The organism is Caulobacter sp. 73W (assembly GCF_041021955.1).
In the GTDB taxonomy this organism is placed as follows: Bacteria; Pseudomonadota; Alphaproteobacteria; order Caulobacterales; family Caulobacteraceae; genus Caulobacter.
Genome location: NZ_CP158375.1, coordinates 1,729,475 through 1,748,256, shown reverse-complemented (window position 1 = coordinate 1,748,256; position 18,782 = coordinate 1,729,475). Strand labels below are relative to the sequence as shown.

General features: G+C 64.1%; 11 protein-coding genes. 8 read left to right on the top strand and 3 right to left on the bottom strand.

From position 1 onward, the window contains the following. Positions 1-197: 197 nt before the first annotated feature. Positions 198-899 (bottom strand): hypothetical protein, encoded by a 702-nt coding sequence (locus ABOZ73_RS08255; RefSeq protein WP_369062264.1) that lies wholly within the window; start codon positions 897-899, stop codon positions 198-200. Between the two features lie 317 nt (positions 900-1,216). Between ABOZ73_RS08255 and ABOZ73_RS08250 the strand changes: the two genes are divergently transcribed. The 8 genes from ABOZ73_RS08250 (at position 1,217) to ABOZ73_RS08215 (ending at position 14,048) form a co-directional block, all read left to right on the top strand. After that, positions 1,217-1,627 (top strand): RidA family protein, encoded by a 411-nt coding sequence (locus tag ABOZ73_RS08250; RefSeq protein WP_369062262.1) that lies wholly within the window; start codon positions 1,217-1,219, stop codon positions 1,625-1,627. A gap of 181 nt (positions 1,628-1,808) precedes the next feature. Then, positions 1,809-5,108 carry an Ig-like domain-containing protein gene (locus tag ABOZ73_RS08245; RefSeq protein ID WP_369062260.1) on the top strand — a complete coding sequence of 1,100 codons (3,300 nt, stop codon included), beginning with the start codon at positions 1,809-1,811 and terminating at the stop codon, positions 5,106-5,108. 483 nt (positions 5,109-5,591) lie between these two features. Further along, a complete protein-coding gene (locus ABOZ73_RS08240; RefSeq protein ID WP_369062258.1) occupies positions 5,592-6,158 on the top strand; it encodes an RNA polymerase sigma factor in 567 nt (188 codons plus the stop codon). Continuing rightward, positions 6,067-7,092, top strand: coding sequence for a FecR family protein (locus ABOZ73_RS08235; RefSeq protein WP_369062256.1), 1,026 nt, complete (start codon positions 6,067-6,069; stop codon positions 7,090-7,092). Before ABOZ73_RS08240 ends, ABOZ73_RS08235 begins: the two co-directional genes overlap by 92 nt. 90 nt (positions 7,093-7,182) lie before the next feature. After that, positions 7,183-10,416, top strand: a complete 3,234-nt coding sequence (locus tag ABOZ73_RS08230; protein WP_369062254.1) for a TonB-dependent receptor — start codon at positions 7,183-7,185, stop codon at positions 10,414-10,416. Positions 10,417-10,433: 17 nt separating this feature from the next. Continuing rightward, entirely contained in the window at positions 10,434-12,011 is a 1,578-nt protein-coding gene (locus ABOZ73_RS08225; RefSeq protein WP_369062252.1) for an alkaline phosphatase, read from the top strand. Positions 12,012-12,299: 288 nt separating this feature from the next. Beyond that, positions 12,300-12,857: a hypothetical protein gene (locus ABOZ73_RS08220; protein WP_369062250.1), complete on the top strand. Its 558-nt coding sequence runs from the start codon at positions 12,300-12,302 to the stop codon at positions 12,855-12,857. 9 nt (positions 12,858-12,866) lie between these two features. Beyond that, the gene (locus tag ABOZ73_RS08215; protein WP_369062248.1) at positions 12,867-14,048 is read left to right on the top strand and encodes a zinc-dependent alcohol dehydrogenase; all 1,182 of its coding nucleotides are present in this window, start codon (positions 12,867-12,869) and stop codon (positions 14,046-14,048) included. A 218-nt stretch (positions 14,049-14,266) separates the two neighbouring features. Here the strand turns inward: ABOZ73_RS08215 and ABOZ73_RS08210 are convergent, their stop codons facing one another. Together ABOZ73_RS08210 and ABOZ73_RS08205 are read right to left on the bottom strand one after the other, a co-directional pair. Next, a complete protein-coding gene (locus ABOZ73_RS08210) occupies positions 14,267-17,590 on the bottom strand; it encodes an error-prone DNA polymerase (RefSeq protein WP_369062246.1) in 3,324 nt (1,107 codons plus the stop codon). A gap of 88 nt (positions 17,591-17,678) precedes the next feature. Further along, the gene (locus tag ABOZ73_RS08205; protein ID WP_369062244.1) at positions 17,679-18,623 is read right to left on the bottom strand and encodes a hypothetical protein; all 945 of its coding nucleotides are present in this window, start codon (positions 18,621-18,623) and stop codon (positions 17,679-17,681) included. Positions 18,624-18,782: the final 159 nt, after the last annotated feature.

Genomic DNA, 18,782 nt, shown 5'->3' with positions numbered 1-18,782 from the left:
GCCGACGGCGTTGCGACGTGGCCGCTCGTCAGAAGCTCTTCGCGTTCGATCATGGGTTCGGTGGGGCGCTCATGGGAGCGTCCAGATAGGCTAGGATCGGGCCATCGGCCTCGGCCCGGTTGCGACTGGCTATTGCGAGGATCTGACGGCGCGGCCGACTGGCGCGTCGAAGCCCGATGGAGGCCTGGTTGAGGCGGTCAGCCCGTAGGCGTAACCGTGCGGGTCACCCTCCCGGTTTGGTCCAGGAACTGAATGCTCGCCTCGCCCTGCGCCTCTACGCGCAGACGCAGGCGCGGCCGGCCCGCGGCGTCGCGCAAGACCAGCTGGGACGAGTTGTCGAAGTCGCGACCCAAGAACGCCCTCTGAGCCCTCTCGTCGAAGCCGGCGGCGCGATAAGCCGCGTCCTTGGCCTTGCCGGTCTCCATGGCGCGGATGCGTTCCAGCGAGGCGAAGTCCAAAGGCCGGTCGGGCCTGTCTTGGACAAACACGCCCGCGCGGCGACGGGTCCCGTCCTCGACAGACTGCAAATAGAGCGTCTGATCCTGTCGCCAGCGATCAAACGACAGATGCCCCGTATTGGTGGGTTTGCCGTCGACCAGCTTGCCATCGAAGACCAGGCCGCCGTTCTCGGTGCCCTCGTCATTGAAGAAGATCAGACCAGCCTGGGTGCGGCTCGGGTGAGGGTACTCCTTGCCTTCCACGACGAGTCCGCCGATCCGCTGGCTTCCAGCCAGGACGATCCGTAAGGTTCCGTCCGGCTCGCGCACATTGATGCGTTGGACGTCGATCTCGTTGAAGGACGCCTTGCTTGGCGCAAGGGCGGAGATGGCCAACCAGCACGCGCCGCAAAGCGCCACCGCGCCGAACGCTCCGATCGCCCGTGACGGGTCCAGTTTCATGCTTGGTCTCCCTGATCGTCCTGATCAAACGATCGGGTCGCCGGGGCGATGCAAGCTCCACCCACGAGCGGGCGCACCGCTTACTGGTGTGGGTCGCCACATGAAGGCGATGGGAGTGACCTCCAACCCTAGTCCGGCGGCAGCGCATCGCGGCTAAAGGCTGGAGTTGTAGGCGAAGCCGCACGCTAGTCTGCGTAGGCGTGCAATCGAAGCCGCCTCTGAAACCAGCGCCTCGCCAGATCAGGCATCAACCTTCCCGTCGCCGCCGCGTTACCTGCGCATCACCGCATCTCGCAGCGATCAGAGAAGGACGACCCATGGGCCAACGCGACGCAGTCTTCCCCGCCGGCAGGCAGGATCTCTATGCCGCCCAGACCTATTCGGCGGCGATCCGATCGGGCGACCTGCTCTTTGTCTCCGGGCAGGTCGGCAGCCGCGAGGACGGCTCGCCCGAACCTGACTTCGAGGCTCAGGTGCGCAGGGCCTTCGTCAATCTGGAGGCGACACTGAAGGCTGGCGGATGCGGGCTGGATGACATCGTCGATGTGACGACCTTCCACACCGATCCCAAGCATCAATTTGCGGTGGTGATGAAGGTCAAGAGCGAAGTCTTTCCTATCGAGCCCTATCCCAACTGGACGGCGGTGGGCGTCACCTGGCTGGCGGGCTTTGATTTTGAGATCAAGGTCATCGCCCGCATCCCGCCCGACCCCTTCCGCACGGCGTAGCTATTCATCCAGCGTGAAACCGGCGCCGCTTGTCCCCTTTCCGCCGCCGTACGCCCCATCTCCAATTGGGGCGTGAATACCGCGGCGCGATCGGTTAGCTATCGAAGGGGGCTTTTGTAACGCGACGCTGTGTTCGACTTGCCAGGCGCCCGATGCCAACCAGACTGGGGGGAATGCGCTCATGGCCGTGACGATCGTTCGAATGCAAGCGCATCAGCAGACGAACAACCAAAACTCCGTCCAGTTCTATGTGAACTTTGGTGAGGCGGTATCTAATGTCAGCGCTGATGACTTCGCCTTGCTTGGCACCGGAAGCGCCACGATCGGAACCCCAACACCGCTCTCCGGCGACGGGCCAGGGGTCTGGATCGTACCGATCACCGCCACTGCGGATGGGACCTTTGGGCTCGAGCTGAAAAACGGCACCGACATCGTTACAACCGCGGGCACGCTGCCGGTGGCGGGCGTGTCGATGCAGTCAGGGGACTTTTGGACAATTGATCGGACCCCTCCAAAGGTCACCAGTGTAACGGCTCCTCAGAATGGCACCTATCGCACCGGCGACGAGCTTGCCTTCACCGTGAACTTCGATGAGCCGGTCCAGTATGGGGGCCAATGGCCTTTTTTGACGTTCAGCCTCGATTCAAGCGGCTCCGCCTACGCCACCCTCGACGCTCTTCTAAGTACAAGTTCTTCACTCACCTTCACCTACACCGTCAGATCCACCGGGCTCGACCTGACGGGCGTGACCATCGTTGAGATGGCGACAAACGGCACTCTCACCGATCTTGTCGGAAACGCAGCCGTCCTGACGCTGAACAATGTCGGCTCGACGGCAAACGTACTTGTCGATGGTCGGCCGTACGTCAAATCCATCCAACGTGTCGGCGCCGAGGTGACCAACGCGACGTCAGCCAGCTACACTGTGACTTTCGACCAGTCCGTAACCGGCGTAGACGCGGGCGATTTCGTCCTCACAGCAACAGGAACGGCCGACGGCGTCATCAACAACGTCACCGGCAGCGGCGGCGTATACACCGTCACCGTCGGGTCGGTTTCGGGCGACGGCACTCTTCGACTGGATTTAAAATCGAGCGGCACAGGCATCGCCGCCTCCAGCGGAGGGGCCATCGCTAGCGGCTTCACGAGCGGCCAAAGCTACACACTCGACCATACCGCTCCTGCCGCCACATCGGTAATCGTCCCCGCAAACTCAAGCTACCGCGCGGGCAGTTCGCTGGACTTCACCGTGAACTTCAACGAGGCGGTCACGGTCGACACCACGAACGGCACGCCGGCCCTGTCTTTGACGCTTGATATCGGCGGGACGCGTCAGGCGACTTACGTCAGCGGCAGCGGGACCAGCGCGCTCGTCTTCCGCTATACGGTTCAATCTGGCGATGCAGACACCAACGGCGTCGCCCTCGGTGGTTCCATCGCGCTCAACAGCGGCACGATCCGCGACACGGCTGGCAACGCCGCAGCCTTGACGCTGAACAACATCGGCGGGCTTAGCGGCGTGCTCGTGGACACCACCTCGCCGACAAACAAGGCGGTGTCCGTCGTGTTTTCCAGCGACACCGGCTCGAACCCCTCCGATCTTGTGACCAAGACCGCGACGCAGACCGTCTCGGGATTGCTATCGGCCACGCTTGCAGGGGGTGAGCACGTCGAAGTCTCGCTTAACGATGGCGGCAGCTGGGCGACTGCGATCGCCGCCGGAACCGGCTGGACCCTGAGCGGTGTCGTCCTGACTGGCTCTGACACCCTGCAGGTTCGGGTCGTCGACGCGGCGGGCAATCCCGGCGAAGTCTTCAGCCGCGACTACGTGCTCGACACGACCGCGCCCAGCTCAAGCCCGCAATCGGTTCAGATATCCCAGGATGCCGGCGTCTCCTCGAGCGATCTCATCACAAGTATAGCGGCCCAGACCCTCACTGGGAGTCTCTCGGTACCTTTGGCGGCCGGTGAATTCGTCGAGGTCTCGCTTGACAACGGCGGTAGCTGGATGGCCGCCACGACAACGGGGACCAGTTGGTCTCGCGACGTCACCCTATCGGGCTCGGGGACGTTTCGGGTGCGGGTGAACGACCTGGCTGGCAATGGGGGCGCCGCTCTTGCGGCCGCCTATGTCTTGGATACGACAGCGCCGACGACGACGGGCGTCGCAGTGGCCTTTTCAAACGACACGGGCGCCTCGGGCGCCGACCTCGTGACCCGTGCGCAAGGCCAAACCCTGTCGGGCACTCTGAGCGCCAGCCTTGCCGCTGGCGAATACGTTGAAGTCAGCCTGGACGATGGCGCAAGCTGGGACGTGGCGTCGGCGTCCACAGGCTCCAACACCTGGAGCCTGGCAGGCGTCCAGCTGACCCAGTCTGACACCTTGAAGGTTCGCGTAAGCGATGCGGCAGGCAACAACGGCGGGGCGTTCGAGGCGGCCTATATCTTCGACACTGTCGCGCCCTCGGTGACCGTAAGCACCAGTCAGGCGGACCTGGAGCCCGGCCAGACCGCCAACATCACCTTCACTTTCGACGAAAACCCCCAAGGGTTCAGCGTCGCTGATGTGTCGGTCACGGGTGGATCGCTCAGCGGCTTTGCACCCACCGCCAACTCGCGCGTCTATTCGGCCGTCTTCACCGCCTCCGCGAACACCAGCTCGGTGGCGGTGGTCGCTGGCGGTTACACCGACCTTGCCGGAAACGATGGCGTTTCGGGAAGCGTCAATATGGCATGGACGCCGCCGCCGGCTCCTGAGGAGCCCGTCCTCACTGGGCCGCAAATCCGCGACATCTTCACGACGGTCTGCGGTTTCGCGCTGAATTCCGCCAAGGCCATTACCAGCAACATCGTTCTGCCCGACGGTTCAAGTGTCCCAAATCCCGCCTTCGAGGCGGCGGCCAGGCTTGCGTCCCTGATCGCCCGTTTTGAATCCGGCGCGATCACCCGCGATGCGCTTATCGACGGGGTGGTGGAGCTTTCGGCGCCAACCTCGGCGGTCGCCCTCCAGGCCTACCAGTTCTTCACTGGTCGCACGCCGACCCAAGGCGGGATGACTTGGCTGATCGATAGCCCCTCCAACGCCAACGATCTGACCGACCCCTATTATGCTCGCTTCAACGAGGTGAACCGGTTCATCAACTTCGCGGTCAATCTCGGCGTCCAGGGGGAAGGCCGCGCCGCCTTTGAGGCCAAGTTTGGCGCCCTGGATTTCGCGGCGTCCGTACGCCTGGCTTACGACCTCGTGATCGGCGTTGAGGCCGCGCGCGCGGCGGGGATCAACGTCGACGCGGCGCTCGCGTGGATCACCAGCCAAGAGGGCTACTTCGACGCCTTCGCAGGCTCCGACCTTGGCGGCAAGGCTGCGATGATCGGCTACATCATGCAGGCGGGATATGAGGCAAAGGTGGGCCGCTACTACGAGGCGACCCACGACTTCATCGAGTTCGGGCTTCGAAGGAACGCCCCCCTATCATGTTGATCTCGTCGGCGGTCAGCACCTTGGAGGGTAAGGCTGGTCAGCAGCTTCAAGATTAGCCCGCAGATTGTCCTCGCAGAGGGCATGCGCCCCGGCACGGCGTTTACGAATCTGGGAGGTCGATACGGCCTCTCAGGCGAAATTCTCAGGCCTCCGCGCCGGCAATTCCCCGCAAGGCCACGCATGATGGCTGATAGCCTTCAACGACCGGGCGCACCGACGTGGGTCTTATCGGCGCGCCCGGCGTGCTGAAGTTCGATGGCTTGGCGGCGTAGGACGTTTGGCGGGCGTTGGTCCGCACGGCGTGATCTGAGCGAGCTCGGTGGTGCGCGGGGCGCCTAGCCGCCTCAGCCACCTGCGCTTGGTTGCCGCCTGCTTGGCGTTCGAGCGTCATCAAACTGTCTGCGCAAATGCGCTAGGGGCCGGATCGACCTAGATTCAGGCTGCGCCATGTTTGCCGTCGATGAAGAACGAACGCGCTGGTTCATGCGCAGCATCCTGCCCCACGAGCCGGCCTTGCGCTCGTGGCTGGCCGGTAAGCGCAACACGGGCGTAGAAGTCGACGATATCGTCCAGGAGACCTACACGATCCTTGCGGAGCGCGAGACGGTCGCCGACATCGCCTATCCGCGCGCTTATCTCTTTCAGGTCGCCAACTCGCTGGTCGTCCGCCACATCAGGCGCGCCCGGATCGTCTCCATCCAGGCCATGGACGACCTGATCATGGACACCGGCGCCGATGACGCCCCGTCGCCGGAGGCGACGGCGATCGCCCGCGACAACCTTCGTCGCCTGGGGGAAGTTATCGCCGCGATGCCAGGTCAGACCAGACAGGCCTTCACCCTTCGGCGCATCCACGGCCTGTCGCAGCGCGAGATCGCCGCGCGCATGAAGCTGTCGGAGAATACCGTGGAAAAGCACATCGCTCGCGGCGTTCGCCTCTTGATCGCGTGGGCCGCGCATGGCGGAAACGCCATCGCCCAAACCTCTAAGCCTAGGCAAACGGAGATCGCCGCCCTTCATGGCCGACCGCGAAACAAGTCAAAGCATTGACGCGGCGGCGGCCGATTGGGCCGCCAGGCTTGATCGTGGGCCGCTGGCCGCAAGTGACAATGCAGCTTTCAACGCTTGGCTGGCGAGCGATCGGCGCTGTCCCGGCGCCATGCTGCGCGCCAACGCCGTCTCCATGAACAGCCGCTCCGCCGCCGCCTTCGGGGACGGCTTTGAGCCGTCGGCCTTCGGCGGGGCGTCGCAGCCAAGGGTGTCGCGACGAGGCTTGCTGACTGGTGCGGTCGCCGCCGGCACCGCGGGTGCCTGCGCCGCCGCGTTCTTCGGCCTCCAGGCGCCGCGCGCCTACGCCACCGAGCGCGGCGAGATGCGGCTCGTGCCGCTGGGCGATGGCTCGACGGTGCTCCTGAACACCCAGACGCGCGTCAAAATCCGCAACGGCCGCGATCAACGTCGCATCGAGCTTTTGCAAGGCGAGGCCTATTTTACCGTGGTGAGCGATCCTCATCGCCCCTTGGTCATCGGGGTTGGAGACGCGCAGCTGTCCACGGTCGGCGGCGCCTTTCGGGTGCGCAGGCTGGACGATGCGCCTGTCGAGATCCTGGTCAATGAGGGCGGGGTGTCGGCGCCAGGCGGGGCTGGGCGCAGTCTGCAGTTGGGCCCCCAGACCCGCATGGCGCTGGTTGCGGGGGAGGCCAAGCCCTTGCGCGTCCTGGCTGACGAGGTCACGCGCGATCTTGCTTGGCGCGAGGGCAAGATCGCCTTCCAGGGCGAGAGCCTGGGGCAGGCGGCGCGCGCCTTCTCGCGCTACAGCGATCCTCGCATCGTGATCGTCGATGCGGCCCTCGCCGATGAGCCGATCACCGGCCTCTTCGCCGCCAACGATCCCGTCGGGTTCAGCCGCGCGGCGGCCTCGGTCTTTGGCGCCAGCGTCACGCGGCGTGGAGATACGGTCGTCATCTCGGCCGCTCCCATATAAAGATTTGTGACGGGTGGCGGAGAGCGCCCGCGCAAATCTCTTAGCCCTCGAACGTCGCGTCCATCCTTTGGCGACGTGGGGGCAGAGATTATGAATTCCTACAAGACTTTCCTGGCCGGCGGCGTCGCCGCGGCGGTGGTGTGCGCCAGCCTTGAGGCCCATGCGCAGGTGCGCCGGTTCGATGTCCCGGCCCAGTCGGCGGTGACCGCCGTGCCCGCTTTCGCCCGCCAGGCGCAGCTCCAGATCATCGCCCCGGCGCGTGACCTGAACGGGGTGCGAACCCGCGCCGTGATCGGCGAGATGGATACCCGCGCAGCCCTTCGCCAACTGCTGGAAGGCACGCCGCTCAGCATCGCCTCCGACAACGGCTCGATGCTCACCTTACGCTCCACCAGGCCGGTCGCGGCCGGCGTCGGCGCGGTCAGCGGGCGCATCCTGGATCCCGCCAGCGGCGAGTACCTTCGCAACGCCGACGTGATGGTGCGCGGCGCCGACGGAGCCTGGCGCGCGGCGGGAAATGAGGATGGCTCAGGCTACCGCGCCAGCGGCGTGGCGGCCGGTCCGGTCGAGATTCTCGTGCGCTACGCCGGCTATCAGGACGCCCGGGTGATGGTTGAGCTGGCCGGCGGCCAGTCCATCGAGCGCGATATCGAAATGCGCACGGCGACGACGGGCGCGGTCGAGGAATTGACCGTCGTGGCCGCGCGAGACGGCGATGCGCGAGCGATCATGAGCCAGCGCCAATCGATGAACATCACCAACAGCCTATCTTCGGAGGCCTTCGGCAACGTGTCTGAAGGCAATGTCGGTGAGTTCATCAAGAACATGCCGGGTGTTGATTCCGACGCTCTGGACGGCACGGTGCGCTATGTGCGGGTGCGCGGCCTGCCGTCCGACTACGCCTCGGTCACAGTCAACGGGGTGGCCTTGGCCAGCGCCGACGCCGGGGCGGCGGTGAGCAATGCGCGCGGGTTCAGTTTCGAGCAGATCTCGCTGAGCAGCATCGACGCCATCGAGATCTCTAAGACAATCAGCGCCGACGTCGACGCCAATGCGCCCGCCGGCACCATTAACCTGCGCACCAAGCGCGCCTTCGACCGTCGGGGCCGCAGCATCATCGCCCAGATCTCCGGCCTGACGCAGAACGACCTTTGGGACGATTATCGCGGCGGGCCGGGCGACAAGGGCGATGGCCGCCAGCCCCGCATCCTACCCAGCGCCCAGATCGAATATTCCGATGTGTTCTTCGACCGTCGCCTGGGCGTCGTCGTGAGCCTCAGCGAATCCAATGCCTATATCCAGCGCGAGATGATGACCGCCGGCTGGAACGAGGTTCCAACCGCCGCCAGCCCGGCGCCGGTGACTTTGACCTCGATGCGCGCCCGGCAGATCAACCAGACGGTCGAACGCCGCGCCAGCTCGCTGAGCCTGGACTTTCGCGCCAGCGACGCCCTGACCCTGTCGCTGACGGCCCTCTACAACGAGGCCGACACCTGGTCGGGCCAGCGCTCCTGGCTCTTTACGACGGGGGATCGCGCACGCGCGGTCACCGGCGATCCGTTGGCCGATTTCACCACCACCCATCCCAACGCCCGGATCGACACCGAGTTCCTGGCGGTGGCCAAGCGCGGCGACAGCCTGACCCTAAATCCAAGGTTCGAGCTTCAAGGCGACAGCTATCGCCTCGATGGCTGGGCCTCCTATTCGGAATCAACCAGCCGCTATGATCCGATGGGCTATCGCGGCTCGGTCTATTCGGCCGGATCATTGCAGGCGGCTGGATCGTATTCGGCCAAGCGCAATGCGCTTGACCGGTTCGACTGGACGGTGACCCAGCTGACGGGCGCCGACTGGGCCGATCCGGCAAGCTACGCGCGGCCCACCATCTACTTGAACGACGGGCGTTACGCGCGAAGCGAACTGTCGGGCGCGGCGCTGAACTTCACCTGGGACACCACGATCGTGGACATGCCGGTGACGTTCAAGAGCGGCGCGAAGCTGGGCCGCAATGTCTATGATTTTCGCAATGAGCGCGAAGGTCAAAAGTACAATTATGTAGGTCCGGTGGCCGCGTCCGCCTTCTGGGCCGATCACCAGTCGCCGCTCGAGCTGAACTTCGACGAGAACGACTTTTTCCTGCGCACGCGGTCGGGTGCGGCGAGTGTCTTCACGCCCAACCTTCATTCGCTCGGCGAGCTCTACCGCACAAATCCGCAGTACTTCGCCGCCTCTCTGAGCGCGGCCGATTACTACACCGCCTTCATCGCCAACCGCCGTCACTTCGAAGAAGACATGAACGCAGCCTATGCGATGGCGACTTCCACGCCGATCGACAAGTTGACGGTCAGGGCGGGGCTTCGCTGGGAGCAGACCAAGACCCGCGCCGAGGAGCCGGATGCGCGCACCTATGCCGAGGTTCTGGCCGCCGGCTACGCGGCGACCGCCGCGACGGGGCGAGCGAACACGATCGAAGGGCTGAAGTATCAGTACGAGTCCCGGCCCCGCGTCGATCGCAAGGGCAGTTACGACTACTTCTTTCCCAGCGCCTCGGTGAAGTACGCCTTCGACGAGGACACCGACCTGCAGCTTGGCTACAGCCGCACCATCCGTCGCCCCGGCATCGACAATCTGGCGGGCGTGTGGTCGGTCAACGAGGTCATGGGGATCGTCTCGGCGCCCAACCCTAATCTGAGCCCAGAGCTGTCGGATAACTTTTCAGCCCGTCTGGTCCGCTACTTCGACCCGGTCGGCCTGATCGCGGTGAACCTTTTTCAGAACCGCATCAAAGGCCTCTTCCAGTCGGTGGATCTGACCCCCGAAGAGTTCGGCTATGGGGGCGGGGATTATGACGGCTACATCTTCCGCACCACCCGCTCGGCGCCGGAAAACACCGTCACCGTCCGAGGCGTGGAGCTGGAGTTCAACCGCGCCCTGGACATCCTGCCGGACGGCTGGGGCATGCTGCGGCTGAACGGCTCGTTCACGCACAACGACGCCGATGCGCTGGTCGAGGGGCTGGCCAAGAACCTGGTGACCGCCTCGCTCCTCTATCGTCATGGCAGGTTGAGCCTGAACCTCAACACCGTCTGGTCCGACGAGAAGCCAGACAACGCCAACGGCATGGTCATCCAGGCGCGCTCGGAGACCAACCTCAGCGCCAATTACGAACTGCGCGATGGCTGGGAGGTCTTCTTCTTCGCCAAGAACCTGTTCGACCGCCCCTTCGTGCGCACCGTCGACACCAACGGGCTCAGCCCCGACCTTGGCGACAACTACCAAAAGTACGGGGTGACCACCTCGCTTGGCTTTCGGGCCAGGTTCTGATCCTAGGCGAGCCACTGATGACAATGCTTGATCGTCGACGCCTGCTCACGGCCGGCGGCAATCTGATCCTCCTGACCGGTCTTGGCCGCGCAAGCGATGTGTGGGCTCAGGCCAAGATCGACGGCTATCCGTTCACCCTTGGGGTGGCCGCTGGCGATCCTTGGCCAGACGGGTTCGTCGTCTGGACGCGGCTGGCGCCCAAGCCGTTCGCCGAGGCCGGCGGCATGGGGCCGCGGCCGGTCACGGTGAAATGGGAGGTGGCCGAGGACGAGCGGTTCGCCGTGATCGCTCGGAGCGGGGAGGCCATCGCTCGGCCGGAACTGGCTCACGCGGTTCATGTGGAGGTCGATGGGCTGAAACCGGCGCGGCGCTACTGGTATCGGTTCCGGGTGGGCGCGGGAGAAGCCAGCCCGGCGGGGACGGCCCGCACGGCCCCTGCGGCTGGCGCCGAGCCGCGCAACGTCCGTATCGCGGTGGCCGGCTGCCAAAACTATGAATCAGGTTTCTACGACGCCTATCGGCATCTGGCCCAGGAAGAGGAGGTCGACGCGGTCTTCCACTATGGCGACTACATCTACGAGGCGACGGCGCGCCGGCCGGTCGGAACCGCCGACGAGCATGGGCGGGTGCGCGCACGCGCCCATCTTGGCCAGGAGCTCTACAGCCTCGATCAGTACCGTCGGCGGTACGCCCTCTATAAATCGGACCCGGAGCTGATCGCCGCCCACGCCTCGGCCGCCTTCATCGTCTCCTTCGACGACCACGAGGTCGACAACAACTGGGTCCAGGAGATCGACCAGGACGGCACGCCGTCCGAGGTCTTCGCCCTGCGCAAGATGGCCGCCCTGCAGGCCTGGTACGAGCACATGCCGGTGCGCCGCGCTCAGTTTCCTCGACTAAGCGGGGCGAGATTTCACCGACGACTGGACTATGGCCGTCTCGTGCGCATGCACGTGCTCGACACTCGCAGCCACCGCACCGACCAGCTTTGCATGAGCGCAGATGACCGACCTTGCCGGACGGAAGACTTCGAGCAGGCGACCGTGCTTGGCGCTGAACAAGAGGCTTGGCTCGCCAAGGGTATGAGCGGGGCTCACCGGTGGAACTTGGTGGCCCAGCAGGTGATGATGATGCCGATGCTGCGCGAGGGCCCCAACGGTCTAAGCGCGCGATCTACTGACACGTGGAACGGCTACCCCGCGGCGCGCCGTCGGTTCGTTGAGGCCATTGAGGCCCGCAGGCTGACCAATGTGGTCGTGGCCAGCGGGGATGCGCACAACCACTACGTCGGTGTGGTGCCCGCCCGTGACGCGGAGCCGGCCGGCCGAGCGGCCGCGACGGAGTTCTTGACCACGTCGATCTCCTCGGAAGGGGACGGAACGGCGGACGCTTCCAAGTCGGCGCCGCTGCTGCGGCATAATCCGAACCTGAAGCTTCACAACCAGCAGAGGGGCTACCAGGTCTTCGACGTTGGTCCTGATCAGTGGCGGACAACCTTGAAGGTGATCGACAAGGTCAGCGCCCCGGGCGGGAGGATCAGCACCTTGAAGACTTTCGTCGTCGAGCCTCACCGGCCGGGTCTGCACGACCTGTAAGGCGCCGGCGCAAGCCTGGGCGCTGTGCGCCGATCAGATTTCCCTGAGGCGACGCAGTTGAAGGAGGGCGCCACGCATTCCTTCAGCGCCCAGCTCGCACAGCTCAGATATTCGACAGGTTTCTTTCAGCTCGGAGCACGCCCTCCGGCCGAGCTTTGGACTGCGGCCAACGGCTTTGCGGGGGCGCGACGCGGATATCTCGATATTTGGATAGATAGAGCTTCGAGAAACGAACTAACCGGCTTCATCGCCGGTTGACGGCCGCACCCCTTTGTCGTGGAGCAGCCCGTGACCTCTGAACCCCCTACGCATGCGCGCCGCCGCAAGTCAGCAACGGCGACATCCTCCTCCAGCGAAAGCCGTCCCTGGGAGGCGCCGGCGACCGCGCTGAACGCCGGCACGCCCTACCGCACATTCCGACTTCCCGGCGGCAAGGCGATCACCCTGGCGACCGACCGGGTTCGTGCAAAGCCGGCTGTGAGCCCGCAAATCTCGATGGGCCTTGGGCAGAACGCCATCGGCCTGGGACTCTGGGGCCTTCTTGCGCCGCGCAGCGTCAACCGTTTCCTCGGTTTGCGCAGCTCTGCGCAGACGACGCGCCTGGTTTTCGGCGCTCGCGAAATGGCCACCGGCGTCGCCCTGGCGTCCGACCCGACCAAGGCCAGCGCGCTTTGGGCGCGAGTGCTTGGCGATGTTTTCGACATCGCTGTCCTCAGTCATGCGGTTCGTCGCTCCAACCCAAAGCGCGGGAACGCCAGGTTGGCCATGGCGGTCGTCCTTGGAGTGACCGTTTTGGATCTGGTCGCCGCCTGGCGGATGACCGACGTCAAGCGCAACTGCGCCTAGGAGGCGGTGATGAAAGCGATCTGTTGGCAAGGTAAGAAGGATCTCCGCTGTGAAGAGGTCCCCGACCCGATCATTCAGGACCCGAAGGACGCCATCATCCGCGTTACCTCCACCTGCATCTGCGGTTCGGACTTGCACCTGATGAATGGCTTCGTGCCGACGATGTGCCCTGGCGATGTCATGGGGCACGAGCCGATGGGCGAAGTCGTCGAGGTCGGCGCTGAAGCCAAGGCGCTTGGCCTGAAGGTCGGCGACCGTGTGGTCGTCCCCTTTCAGATGATCTGCGGCGAGTGCGACCAATGCCGGGCAGGAAACTTCTCGGTGTGTCAGCGCACCAACCGCAATGCCGATTTAGCCAAGGCTTTTTTCGGTGACACGACGGCGGGTCTGTTTGGCTACTCCCATATCACTGGCGGCTATGCGGGAGGCCAAGCGGAGTACATGCGCGTCCCCTTCGCCGCCACGACGGTCATCAAGGTTCCGCAGACCGGTCCTGATGAGAAGTATCTCTTTCTAAGCGACATCTGGCCAACCGGGTGGCAGGCTGCGGCGTTCGCCGACATCCAAGAGACAGACACGGTGGCTGTCTGGGGCTGCGGCCCCGTCGGTCTGTTCGCCATCCAGTCGGCGCTGGTGATGGGCGCAAAGCGGGTCATCGCCATCGATGACATCCCCGAGCGGCTGGAAAAGGCGCGCGGGCTTGGCGCTGAAGTTCTCGACCGCAGTCAGTCGAAAGTCATTCCTACCCTCAAGGAGATGACCGGCGGCCACGGCCCGGAAAAATGCATCGACGCCGTCGGTCTGGAGGCCCACGGGCCAACACCGGCCCTTGAGTGGATCGACCGAATGCAGGCGGCGATGAAGCTGGAGACTGAGCGGCCGGTGGCCCTTCGGGAGGCGATTATGGCCTGTAAGGCCGCGGGGATTGTCTCCATCCCCGGCGTCTATGGCGGGCTCTCCAACATGATCCCCATGGGTGCGCTGATGAACAAGGGTCTGACCATCCGCGCTGGCCAAACTCATGTGAAGCGATGGACGGACGATCTTCTTCGGCGGATCGAGGAGGGTCAGATCGACCCCAGCTTTGTGATCACGCACGTCGAGCCCCTCTCGATGGCCCCCCAGATGTACAAGACCTTCCGCGACAAGCAGGACGGTTGCATCAAGGTGGTTCTCAAACCTGGCGCCTAGATTGCTGTTCAGCGGACGAGTATTGACGCCGCCCGCAAGGCTGGCCGCCAGCAGCAGAGGAATGGCGCGCTATGGTGATGCTCGTCGCCCGACTTTTCGAAGAGTAATTGGCAATAAACGCCAAGTGGCGGGCAATCCAGTATCTGCCGTCTGGAACCATTTGCGTATTAATGCGGCCCGCATCGGATCAGTTTTCTGGCGCTGGGGCGCAATGCGCATCAGGCCCTAGCGCTCACCCGCCAGTGCTTGCCCAAATCCTGCGCTGCATCTTCGATGTCACCGAAAGTCCCGCGTCTTTTGCTTGATCGTGTCGATATGCAGGTCGGGGATGTAGATGTCGCGGGCCCTGGGGTGACGAGGTCCATCCCTTGGATCGGGCGCTGAGGGACCTCGCGCGAACTCATCGCCCCTGCCATGGGGCAGGGGAAGGCGCCGCCGCGTTCGCCGACGCTGGCCAACTGTTCGGAAAGATCAAAGAGCTGGTAGGCGACCAGGTGGACAACCTCGCCCTCGCGCTGGATGCGGCCGTCCACCCCAAGCATGGAGGCGGTGAGGATGATCCTTCGCTGCTTCTCATAGAGGGTGGGCCAGATGACCAGATTGGCCACGCCGGTCTCGTCCTCGATGGTGATGAACATCACGCCCTTGGCCGAGCCTGGCATCTGGCGGATCAGCACCAGTCCAGCGGCCTTGATCGATCGGCCGTCCTTAGCGTCGGACGCCGCCTTGCAGGTGACGTAGCGATCCTTCGCCAGATCTCCTCGAAGAAAGGCGAGTGGGTGGTCGCGAAGGGTGAGCCCGAGATGGCCGTAGTCCTCCACCACCTCACGGCCTGCGGTCATGGGTTTTAGGGCGACGGCCGGCTCCACCAGTTCGGGGATCAGCTGCTGCTCTTTGGCGGCGGCCGCCGCGAAGAGGGGCAGGGGCTCATCGCGCAAGGCCTTGATGGCCCATAGCGCTTCGCGGCGGGCAAGCTTTAGGCTGGGTAGAAATCCATCGGCCTCGGCGATGCGCACCAAGCTTGCCGCCGGAACGCCTGAGCGTCGCCACACGTCGTCGACCGAGCCGAACGCGCGGTCCTGGCGGGCCGCGACGATGGCGGCGGCGTCCTTGTTGGATAGACCCTTCACCTGGCGAAGGCCCAGGCGAACGGCGAAGCGTCCGGTCTGTCCGATGGGCTCAAGCGTGCAGTCCCATCGCGATGCGTTGATGCACACCGGGCGCACCTCCACCTGGTGCTCGCGGGCGTCGCGGACGATCTGGGCCGGCGCATAGAAGCCCATGGGCTGAGCGTTGAGCAGCGCCGCGCAAAAGACGTCCGGGTGATGGCGTTTGAGCCACGAGGACGCGTAGGCGATCAAGGCGAAAGACGCCGCATGGCTTTCTGGAAAGCCGTAGGAGCCGAACCCTTCGAGCTGGCCAAAGGTATGTTCGGCGAAGTCTTGCGAATAGCCACGCTCGACCATGCCGCCGACCAGCTTGTCCTTGAAGTGGCTGACCCCGCCGGTGAACTTGAAGGTGGCCATGGCGCGGCGAAGCTGGTCGGCTTCTGACGGCGTGAACCCGGCGCATTCGATGGCCACCCGCATGGCCTGCTCCTGGAAGAGGGGCACGCCAAGCGTCTTGCCCAGAACCTTCTCAAGCTCGGGCTTGGGGTAGGTCACCGGCTCCTTGCCCTCGCGACGGCGAAGATAGGGATGGACCATGTCGCCCTGGATGGGGCCGGGGCGCACGATCGCAACCTCGATGACCAGGTCATAGAAGGTCCGAGGCTTGATCCTCGGCAGCATGGCCATCTGGGCCCGGCTCTCGATCTGGAAGACCCCCAGCGTGTCGGCCTTGCGGATCATGGCGTAGGTCTTGGGATCCTCAGGCGGGATGGTCGCCAAATCCAGATCGATCCCCTTGTGCTCGCGCAGCAGATCCAGGCCGCGTTTCATGCAGCTCATCATGCCCAGCGCCAGGCAATCGACCTTCATGAACTTCAGGCTCTCGATGTCGTCCTTGTCCCACTCGATCACCTGACGGTCTGCCATGGCGGCCGGCTCAATCGGGACAAGCTCGTCGAGCCGGTCGTGGGTGAGGACAAAGCCGCCCGGATGCTGCGACAGGTGACGCGGCGCGCCGTGCAGTTGGCGCGCTAGATCCAGGGTGAGGCGAAGGCGCCGATCGCCAAGATCGAAGTTCAGCTCCTTGGCGTGTTTGGGCTCGATGCCTTCGGTGGACCACGACCAGATCTGCGACGACAGCGCCTTGGTCATGTCTTCCGGCAGGCCCAGCGCTTTGCCGACATCTCGGATGGCTCCCCTGGAGCGGTAACGGATGACGGTGGAGCAAAGGGCGGCGCGGTCGCGGCCATAGTGGTCGAACACCCACTGCATGACCGTCTCGCGGCGCTCATGTTCGAAGTCGACATCGATGTCGGGCGGCTCGCGGCGCTCTTCGGAGATGAAGCGCTCGAAGAGCAGGTCGTTGCGCTCAGGATCGATGGAGGTGATCCCAAGCACATAGCAGACCGCCGAATTGGCCGCGGAGCCGCGGCCCTGGCAAAGGATGTCCTGGCTCCTGGCGTAGCGGACGATGGAGTTCACCGTCAGGAAGTAGGGGGCGTAGTCGAGCCGCTCGATCAGGGTGAGTTCGTGGCGAAGGGCGGCTGCGACCTTGTCCGGCAAGCCGTAGGGATAGCGCCGCGCCGCGCCTTCCCAGGTCAGGGCCTCCAGAGTTTGCTGGGCGGTCATCCCTGGGTCCGAGACCTCATCGGGATACTGATAGGCCAGCTCATCGAGGTTGAACCGGCAGCGGTCAGCGATCTCTACCGTTCGAGCCAGGGCCTCAGGGTATTTGGCGAACAGCCGGTGCATCTCGTGGGCGGGTTTGAGGTAGCGGTCGGCATGGCGTTCGCGACGGAAACCCAGCTCATCGATGGTGCAGCCATGGCGGATGCAGGTGACCACGTCCTGCAGCAGGCGCCGCGACGGCTCATGGAAAAGCACGTCGTTGGTGACGACGGTGGGGACGCCGGCCGCGGCAGCGAGATTGGATAGCTTGTGCAGCCGCAGGGCGTCGCCAGGACGACGACGCAGGGTGAGCGCCAGATAGGCGCCGGCGGTGAAAGTCTGCTTGGCTCGCCGAAGGCGGATGGCGCAGGCCTCGTCGGCCGCGTCAGGGACGAGGACGCAGATCAGGCCCTCTGCAAAGCCGGCGAGGTCTGTCCAATCGAGATGGCATTCGGCTTTGCCGGCGCGGCGCTTGCCTAGGGACAGGAGGCGGCACAGACGCGCATAGGCGGGGCGATCGGTCGGGTAGACGAGGAGGCCGGTTCCGTCGATCAAATCCAAGCGGCAGCCGACGATGAGGCGCACGCCTGTGAGCTTGGCCGCTTCATGGGCGCGCACGATCCCGGCCAGAGAGTTGCGGTCAACGATTGCTAGAGCTTCAACGCCGCAAAGCGCCGCTTGGCTGAAAAGCTCCTCGCAGGATGAGGCGCCTCTCAGGAACGAGAAGTGGGAAGTGGTCTGCAGTTCAATGTAGCGAGCGGACATGGCGGACCTTCGCCATGTTCGCTAAATGTTCTCGATTGCAGAGTCTAGGGTATCGGAGGGGAGCGGCGCCGCCACTCCCCTCAACGACTTAGTCGCCGAAGGCTGAAACAAACTCTGTTTGACCACGTCCCGCCAGGCTGACGAGAGGGGAGTCGTTGGTCACGTAGACAATGGTGGCGTGAGCATAGATCGTGCCTGGTAGAGGCTCTTCCAGATCCAGCGAGTCCTCGGAAGTGAAAGCGGTGATCTCATTGATCGCGACGACCCCATCGCTGTTCGTGTCCGCTCCTATGCCAAGCTTGAGGAACGGTGCGTCCTCGAGGTTTAGAATATGATCACGGTTGGTGTTGAGCATAAGCAGCTCATTCACCGTCAAAGCTTGGCCGGCTTCAATCGTGTGGAAGGTCGGTAGGACATCGTCGTGCTCGCCGTAGATCAGCGTCGGCGTTAGCCTCATATCGTCGTTCAAGCGGTCCCGGATCCATCCAAAGAAGGACCCCAAGGCATCCCCGATGTTCCCGATGGCGGTGCCCATGGCGCCGGCCAAGGAGTTCCAGCCCGCCGTCGCATACTCGGCGACGTTCGAAAGGGTGTCTCCCACCGCATTGACGAGGGTCATTCCAAGATCGGTCAGCTCAACGTTCCAGCCAGTGTTCTTATAGGTGACGATGACCTCCTCAACTTCGAAGTCATTGCCTCCCTTAGCTTCATTGACGACTGCCTGGACGGCGTTGAAGGCCGATCCGACCCCGGCGATGAAGGGGATCGAAGCGGCACCATAGGCGTAACCGTACCAGTCAATCTGGTAGGAGCCGCTCAAGAGCGCCTGATAGACGCTGACGCCCATCTGGATGTTGTTCGCGACATTGCCGGCGATGTCGTCGCCAGCGTAGCCAAGGTCGTGGTTCTGGAACCCGTTATCGCCGTCGTTCACAGGTTTGCGGTCGATAATATCAAGCACTTGCTTGACGATTTCGCGGTTTTGGACTGAGCGCGCCAGCGTCACACGCTGGATGCCAAGATCTTCCGGCATCGGGAGAGTCCCAGATTCCGGGCCTCCGCCTCGATGTTTCTCAGGATCCAAACCGGCATAAACAAGGCTGGCCCAACGATCAGCTTGTTCCCAAGCATCGTTATCCTGATTTCCGCCAAATCGTCCGTACTGTGGAATAACAGGTGACATAAACTGGTA

Bases quoted from the DNA above. Each gene is read 5' to 3' on its own strand.
- ABOZ73_RS08210 (WP_369062246.1), bottom strand. From the start codon at position 17,590: ATGTCCGCTCGCTACATTGAACTGCAGACCACTTCCCACTTCTCGTTC.
- ABOZ73_RS08235 (WP_369062256.1), top strand. From the start codon at position 6,067: ATGGCGGAAACGCCATCGCCCAAACCTCTAAGCCTAGGCAAACGGAGA.
- ABOZ73_RS08245 (WP_369062260.1), top strand. From the start codon at position 1,809: ATGGCCGTGACGATCGTTCGAATGCAAGCGCATCAGCAGACGAACAAC.
- ABOZ73_RS08255 (WP_369062264.1), bottom strand. From the start codon at position 899: ATGAAACTGGACCCGTCACGGGCGATCGGAGCGTTCGGCGCGGTGGCG.
- ABOZ73_RS08215 (WP_369062248.1), top strand. From the start codon at position 12,867: ATGAAAGCGATCTGTTGGCAAGGTAAGAAGGATCTCCGCTGTGAAGAG.
- ABOZ73_RS08240 (WP_369062258.1), top strand. From the start codon at position 5,592: ATGCGCAGCATCCTGCCCCACGAGCCGGCCTTGCGCTCGTGGCTGGCC.
- ABOZ73_RS08225 (WP_369062252.1), top strand. From the start codon at position 10,434: ATGACAATGCTTGATCGTCGACGCCTGCTCACGGCCGGCGGCAATCTG.
- ABOZ73_RS08250 (WP_369062262.1), top strand. From the start codon at position 1,217: ATGGGCCAACGCGACGCAGTCTTCCCCGCCGGCAGGCAGGATCTCTAT.
- ABOZ73_RS08205 (WP_369062244.1), bottom strand. From the start codon at position 18,623: ATGCCGGAAGATCTTGGCATCCAGCGTGTGACGCTGGCGCGCTCAGTC.
- ABOZ73_RS08230 (WP_369062254.1), top strand. From the start codon at position 7,183: ATGAATTCCTACAAGACTTTCCTGGCCGGCGGCGTCGCCGCGGCGGTG.